Annotated in this window: 7 protein-coding genes; 2 read left to right on the top strand and 5 right to left on the bottom strand. The window is 75.3% G+C overall.

Features of this window, described 5'->3' with window-relative positions:
* Positions 1-308: 308 nt before the first annotated feature.
* Positions 309-1493: a S8 family peptidase gene (locus ACI79O_RS21875; RefSeq protein WP_456892430.1), complete on the top strand. Its 1185-nt coding sequence runs from the start codon at positions 309-311 to the stop codon at positions 1491-1493.
* A gap of 54 nt (positions 1494-1547) precedes the next feature.
* Here the strand turns inward: ACI79O_RS21875 and ACI79O_RS21870 are convergent, their stop codons facing one another.
* Genes ACI79O_RS21870 through ACI79O_RS21860 form a run of 3 tightly spaced genes read right to left on the bottom strand, consistent with a single transcriptional unit; the run spans position 1548 to position 4970 of the window.
* On the bottom strand, positions 1548-2558 hold the full coding sequence (locus ACI79O_RS21870) for a threonine aldolase family protein (protein WP_456892428.1): 1011 nt from the start codon (positions 2556-2558) through the stop codon (positions 1548-1550).
* Positions 2551-3888, bottom strand: a complete 1338-nt coding sequence (locus ACI79O_RS21865) for a class II 3-deoxy-7-phosphoheptulonate synthase (RefSeq protein ID WP_456892425.1) — start codon at positions 3886-3888, stop codon at positions 2551-2553. The genes ACI79O_RS21870 and ACI79O_RS21865 overlap by 8 nt, the downstream gene beginning before the upstream one ends.
* 59 nt (positions 3889-3947) lie before the next feature.
* Positions 3948-4970, bottom strand: coding sequence for an ATP-dependent 6-phosphofructokinase (locus ACI79O_RS21860; RefSeq protein ID WP_456915192.1), 1023 nt, complete (start codon positions 4968-4970; stop codon positions 3948-3950).
* Between the two features lie 92 nt (positions 4971-5062).
* Between ACI79O_RS21860 and ACI79O_RS21855 the strand changes: the two genes are divergently transcribed.
* Entirely contained in the window at positions 5063-5455 is a 393-nt protein-coding gene (locus ACI79O_RS21855; RefSeq protein WP_456915191.1) for a PaaI family thioesterase, read from the top strand.
* Positions 5456-5468: 13 nt separating this feature from the next.
* On the opposite strand, the gene ACI79O_RS21850 is transcribed toward ACI79O_RS21855, so the two are convergent.
* A complete protein-coding gene (locus ACI79O_RS21850) occupies positions 5469-5957 on the bottom strand; it encodes a polyadenylate-specific 3'-exoribonuclease AS (protein ID WP_456892422.1) in 489 nt (162 codons plus the stop codon).
* A 57-nt stretch (positions 5958-6014) separates the two neighbouring features.
* A complete protein-coding gene (locus ACI79O_RS21845) occupies positions 6015-6776 on the bottom strand; it encodes a lysophospholipid acyltransferase family protein (protein WP_456877246.1) in 762 nt (253 codons plus the stop codon).
* Positions 6777-6893 lie beyond the last annotated feature (117 nt).

The following is a 6893-nucleotide window of genomic DNA, read 5'->3' as shown; positions in this document are numbered from 1 at the left end:
CCCCCCGCCCCCCCGCCCCCCCCCCCCCCCCCCCCCCCCCCCCCCCCCCCCCCCCCCCCCCCCCCCCCCCCCCCCCCCCCCCCCCCCCCCCCCCCCCCCCCCCCCCCGGCCACGGGCCCCGGGAGCGTCGAGATCACGGGATCTCGACCGGAAGCGGGCCCGGCACCCACGGCGGCGCGCCCGGGGAGCAGAACACGCTGCGCCCACCCTGCGCATTCGCCGCATTACTTGCGGTGATCTACGACACCCCGTTGGCTCGTATCACTCGGCGGCCGCCCGGCCGCGGGGAGCCTCCCGAGGAGCCGTCCTTGCCCACTCGTCGCACCCTGGTCGCCGGAGTCGTCGCCGCCCTGGCGACCGCCGGCCTCGGCACCACCGCGAGCCCCGCCGCGGCCGCACCGCCCGACGGCGGCCCGCGCGCCACCTACGTCGTCACCGTCGACCGCTCCACCCTGCCGGCCCAGGCGGCCGAGCGTGCGCGCGGTCTGGGCGGGCAGGTCGACCACGTCTACACCGCGGCGCTGACCGGCTTCGCCGTGACGCTGCCCGAGGCCGCCGCCGCGCGCCTCGCCGACCTGCCCGGGGTGGTCGCCGTCGAGCGCGACCAGGTGGTCACGGCCGTCGGCACCCAGTCGAACGCACCGTGGGGTCTGGACCGCACCGACCAGCGCACCCTGCCGCTGAGCACGACCTTCACCTACACCGCGACCGGGGCCGGGGTCACCGCCTACGTGATCGACACCGGCATCAACTACGCGCACGCCGACTTCGGCGGACGGGCGGTCTCGGGCTACGACGCCGTCGACGGCGGCTCGGCCGACGACTGCAACGGACACGGCACGCACGTCGCCGGCACCGTCGGCGGGACGACCTACGGGGTGGCCAAGGGCGTGCAACTCGTCGGCGTCCGGGTGCTCGGCTGCACCGGCAGCGGCACCACCGCAGGCGTCGTCGCCGGCATCGACTGGGTCACCGCCCACCACCCGGCCGGCGCCCCGGCGGTGGCCAACATGAGCCTCGGCGGCGGCGCCAGCACCGCCATCGACACCGCGGTGCGCAACTCCATCGCCGACGGCGTCACCTACGCGGTCGCGGCCGGCAACGGCAACAACGCGGGCGTGGCCCAGGACGCCTGCTCCTCCTACTCCCCCGCCCGCGTGGCGGCGGCGCTGACCGTCGGGGCGACCGACCGCACGGACACGGCGGGGTCGTTCAGCAACTACGGCTCCTGCGTCGACCTGCACGCCCCCGGCGTGGCGATCACCAGCGCCTGGCACACCGGCACCACGGCGACCAACACGATCAGCGGGACGTCGATGGCCACGCCGCACGTGGCCGGTGTCGCCGCGCAGTACCTGTCGGCCAACCCCGGCGCGCAGCCGGCCGCGGTCGCCGGGGCGATCACGGCGGCCGCGACGCCCGACCGCGTGACGCTCTCGCGCACCGCCGTGCGGGCCGGCACGCCCAACCGGCTGCTGTTCGGCTCCTACTGACCCACGGCACGACGACGGCCGCCGTCCCGAGCAGGGGCGGCGGCCGTCGCCGTGTCAGCGGTCGAGCAGGGCGGCGAGGACGTCGCCGGCGCGGTCGATGCCGGCCCGGTCGACGTCGAGGTGGGTGACCAGGCGGATCCGGCGGGGGCCGACCTGGGACACCAGCACGCCCTGCGCCTTCGCCGCCTCGGCGACCAGGGGTGCGGCCACGCCGTCGACGACCACCATGTTGGTCTCCACGGTCGCGGGGTCGACGCCGAGCCGCTTGGCCAGCAGGCGGGCGTGCTCGTGGTCCTCGGCCAGCCGGGCGAGGTGGGCGTCGAGGGCGTACAGCCCGGCCGCGGCCAGCACGCCGGCCTGGCGCATGCCCCCGCCGAGGCGCTTGCGCCACAGCCGGGCGGCGGCGATCCGCTCGGCCGAGGCCACCAGCACCGACCCGACCGGCGCGCCCAGGCCCTTGCTCAGGCAGACCGACGCGGTGTCGGCGAGCCGCCCGTAGGTGACGAGGTCGACACCGGAGGCCACCGACGCGTTCCAGATCCGGGCGCCGTCGAGGTGGACGGCGACGCCGGCGCCCCGGGACCAGTCGAAGAGCTGCTCCAGCTGCGCCAGCGGCTGCACCCGCCCGCCGCCGCGGTTGTGCGTGTTCTCCACCGCGACGGCGGCGGTGGCGGTCAGGTGCCAGTCACCGCGCGGGCGCACCTGGTCGACCAGCGCGTCGGCGTCGAGCAGGCCGCCGGAGGAGACCACCGTGCGGGTGGAGATGCCGAACACCGCGGCCGCGGCGCCCATCTCGTAGGTGACCACGTGCGCGTCGGCGTCGCAGAGCACCTCCTGGCCGGGCTCGCAGACCAGCCGCATGCCGATCTGGTTGCCCATGGTCCCGGAGGGCACGAAGAGGCCGGCCTCGTGGCCGAACAGGTCCGCGACCCGCTCCTCGAGCGCCCGGATGGCGGGGTCCTCGCCGTAGACGTCGTCGCCGACCTCGGCCTCGGCCATCGCCCGGCGCATGGCCGGCGTCGGACGGGTGACGGTGTCCGACCGCAGGTCGATCACGTCAGCCACGCAGCATCTCCGCCACGAGGAAGGCCAGCTCCAGGGACTGCCCGGTGTTCAGCCGCGGGTCGCAGGCGGTCTCGTACCGGCTGTTGAGGTCCTCGTCGCTGATCTCCATGGCCCCGCCGAGGCACTCGGTGACGTCCTCGCCGGTGAGCTCGACGTGGATGCCGCCGGGCCAGGTGCCCAGGCCGCGGTGCACGTCGAAGAAGCCGAGGACCTCGTCGACGACCCGGTCGAAGTGCCGGGTCTTGTAGCCGGTCGAGGACTCGTGGGTGTTGCCGTGCATCGGGTCGCACTGCCACACGACCTGGTGGCCGCTGGCGGTGATCTTCTCGACGATCGGCGGGAGGGCGTCGCGGATCCTGCCGTTGCCCATGCGGCTGATCAGGGTCAGCCGGCCGGGGACGCCGTCGGGGTCGAGCCGCTCGACGAGCTCGGTGGCCTGCTCCGGCGTCGTCGTCGGGCCGATCTTGACCCCGATCGGGTTGGCGATCCGCGACATGAACTCCACGTGCGCGCCGTCGAGCTGGCGGGTGCGCTCCCCGATCCAGACGAAGTGCGCCGAGGAGGCGTAGGCCCGGCCCTCGTGCACCCGCACCAGCGCCCGCTCGTAGTCGAGGATCAGCCCCTCGTGGCTGTTGTAGAGCTCCACGCCGCGCAGGGCGGTGTCGTCGACCCCGCAGGCCTTCATGAACGCCAGCGCCCGGTCGATCTCGCGGGCGATCACCTCGTAGCGGACGCCGGCCGGCGAGCTCGCGACGAAGTCCTTGTTCCAGTCGTGGACGGCGTGCAGGTCGGCCAGCCCGCCGCGGGCGTAGGCGCGGATCATGTTCATCGCCGCGGCCGCGTTGGCGTAGGCGCGCACCAGCCGGTTCGGGTCGGGGATGCGCTTCTCGAGCACCGGCTCGAGGGAGTTGACCATGTCGCCGCGGTAGGAGGGCAGGCCCAGGGCGTCGGTGTCCGACGAGCGCGGCTTGGCGTACTGCCCGGCGACCCGCCCGACCTTCACCACCGGCACGCTCGCGCCGTAGGTGAGCACGACGGCCATCTGCAGCAGCGTGCGGGTGGTGCTCTGCAGGTGGGCGTCGGTGTTGAGGTCGAAGGTCTCCGCGCAGTCCCCGCCCTGCAGCAGGAACGCCCGGCCCTGGGCGACCTCGGCCAGCCGGCCGCGCAGCTCGTCGACCTCGCCGGGCGCCACGATCGGCGGCACGGTCGCCAGCGTGGTGAGCACGGCGTCCAGAGCGTCGCGGTCGGGCCAGGTCGGCTGCTGGGCGGCGGGGAGCTCCCGCCACCGGTCGAGACCGGGGACCAGCTGCGCAGACTCGAGCAGGTTCACGTCCCGAGGGTACGGCCGGGCCGCCGCCGGGCCGAGGACCCGTCCCCCCGCGACGGACGTCACCCGAAGAAGACCTCCGCCTCGGCGTAGCGCTCGAGCGGGACCAGCTTGAGCTTCGCGGTGGCCTCGGCGATCGGCACCGGGACGACGTCGGTGCCGCGCAGCGCCACCATCACCCCCGACAGCCCGGCGTCGACCGCGTCGACGGCGGCCAGCCCGAAGCGGGTGGCCAGCACCCGGTCGAAGGCCGAGGGCGTGCCGCCGCGCTGGATGTGCCCGAGCACCACCGCGCGGGACTCCCGGCCGGTCCGCTCCTCGAGGACGGCGGCGAGCGCCGCGCCGATCCCGCCCAGGCGGACGTGCCCGAAGGCGTCGGTCTGCCCGGTGGAGGTGACCAGCTCGCCGTCGGCGGGCCGCGCGCCCTCGGAGACGACGACGATCGGCGAGTACCCGGACTCGAAGCGGTGCAGGCAGTGCGCCACGACCGCGTCGACGTCGAAGGGCCGCTCCGGGACCAGCACCACCGTGGCGCCCCCGGCCATCCCCGCGTGCAGCGCGATCCACCCGGCGTGCCGGCCCATGACCTCGACCACCAGCGTGCGGTGGTGGCTGTCGCCGGTGGTGTGCAGCCGGTCGATGGCCTCCATCGCGACGCCGACGGCGGTGTCGAAGCCGAACGTGTAGTCGGTGCCGTCGAGGTCGTTGTCGATGGTCTTGGGCACGCCGACCACCCGCAGCCCCGACCCCGACAGCTTCGCCGCCACGCCGAGGGTGTCCTCGCCGCCCACCGGCACCAGCGCGTCGATGCCGTGCCGCTCCAGGGTGGCCAGCACCCGCTCGGGCCCGCCCTCGACGGCGTAGGGGTTGGTGCGCGAGGTGCCGAGCACCGTGCCGCCCCGGGGCAGCAGCCCGCGGACGGCGGCGAGGTCGAGGGGCACGGCGTCGTCCTCGAGCACGCCGCGCCACCCGTCGCGGAAGCCCACGACCTCGCACCCGGCGGCGGTGGCCTTGCGCACCACCGCGCGGATGACCGCGTTGAGACCGGGACAGTCCCCGCCGCCGGTCAGGATCCCGATGCGCATCACGCCTCCCCGTGCGACGAACCGCAGGTCAGCGCCGATCCTGCCGCACATCCGGCCCGCCGAGGAGACCACGATCGAGGCAGTATCGGACCGTGGACCCCGCGGACCTGCTCGCCGCCATGCCCTTCGCCGTCACCACCGGGATCGAGCTCGACTCGGCCGCTCCCGGCGAGGTCGTCGGCCGGCTGGCCTGGGCGCCGGAGCGCTGCACGGCCGGCGGCGTCCTGCACGGCGGCGCGCTGATGACGCTGGCCGACTCGGTTGGCGCGGTGTGCGCCTTCCTCAACCTCCCGCCGGGCGCGTCGACGTCGACCCTCGCGTCGGCCACCTCGCTGCTGCGCGCCGTCCGCGGCGGCACCGCGCACGCCACCGCCCGGCCGCTGCACGTCGGCCGCTCGACCGTCGTGGTCCTCACCAAGGTCACCGACGACGACGGCCGCCCGGTCGCCTCGGTCACCCAGACCCAGGCCGTGCTCGGCCCCTGACGCCGACCGCCGGTCAGCGGACCCGGGCGGCCTCCATCGCCCGCCACCGGGCGAGGTTGTGGCGGGCGTCGACCAGCGCGTCGTGGGCCCCCGACGGCGCGGGCGGGAGCTCGGGCCGGCCGACGTCGTCCCAGCGCTGCCGCAGCTCCCTTGTGAAGCGGGGCACCGCCCGCGGCAGCGCCGTCATCGGGCCCCACAGCTGGGCCAGCGCCACGTGGTCGTAGGCGGCGAACCACGCCCAGAGCTCCACCTCCTCGCCGGGACCGGTGAGGAAGGCGAGCAGGTCGTCGCGGATCCGCTGCCGGCTGCGCCAGGCGCGGTCGGCCGGCGGCGGCAGCTGGTCGAGCACGTTGCGGCGCACCCACGGGATCGCCCGGCGCTCGTCGAACTCGGTGCTCACCGCGTAGAACTCGCGGCCGGTCTCGTCGACGACGCCGATGGAGACGAGGTCGATCGTCGTGCCGTCCTCGATGAATTCGGTGTCGTAGAAGAACCGCCGCACACCGCCCACCGTAGGGGCGGTCGGGGCCGTCCACTTCCGCGGAAGTGCACCGGACGGCTAACCGGCCAGGGAGTCCGGCGCGCGCTGCCCGGCCTCGTCGGCCGGCGGCTCGAGCCGGCTGACGACGTCGGAGGCGCTGGCGCCGGTGGCGTCCATCCGCGTCTTCACGGCGGCGCCGTAGACGTCGACGTACTCCTGCCCCGACAGCGTCATGATCTCGTACATGATCTCGTCGGTGATCGACCGCTCGACGTAACGGTCGCCGGCCAGGCCCTCGTAGCGGGAGAAGTCCAGCGGCTCGCCGAAGCGCACGCCCACCCGGACCAGCTTCGAGCCGAACGGCATCCGCCGCGGCCGGTAGGTCATGGCCACCGGGACGACCGGGGCGCCGGTCTCCAGCGCCATCCGGGCCACCCCGGTCTTGCCGCGGTAGAGCCGGCCGTCGGGCGAGCGGGTGCCCTCCGGGTAGATGCCCAGCAGCCGGCCCTGCTCGAGCATCCGGATGCCGGTGCGGATGGCCCCCTCGGCCGCGGTGGCGCTGGACCGGTCGATGGGGACCTGCCCGGCGCCGGAGAAGAAGGCCCGCCGCAGGCGGCCCTTGACCCCCCGGCCGGTGAAGTACTCCGCCTTGGCCAGGAAGGTGACCCGGCGGCGCAGGGACAGCGGCATGAAGATCCAGTCGGAGGCCGCGAGGTGGTTGCTGGCCAGGATGGCCGCGCCCCCGGCCGGCACGTGCTCACGGCCCTCGACGCGGGGCCGGAACACCAGCTTCGCGATGGGGCCGATCGCCACGAACTTGAGGAACCAGTAGAACAACACGCCTCCCTGTGGAACTGCCAGACTAGGGAGCCCGGCGCGCGAGCGACAATCGGCCCCTCGGCCGCGCGCGTCGCCCGCCCGCTCCCGTCCCCAGCCGCCGTCCGCCGAGGAGGAACC

This window comes from Geodermatophilus sp. SYSU D00696, assembly GCF_054050235.1.
The sequence above is the reverse complement of the archived record's forward strand: the minus strand, read 5'-3'. Positions and strand labels throughout refer to the sequence as shown.

Bases quoted from the DNA above. Each gene is read 5' to 3' on its own strand.
- ACI79O_RS21860 (WP_456915192.1), bottom strand. From the start codon at position 4,970: ATGCGCATCGGGATCCTGACCGGCGGCGGGGACTGTCCCGGTCTCAAC.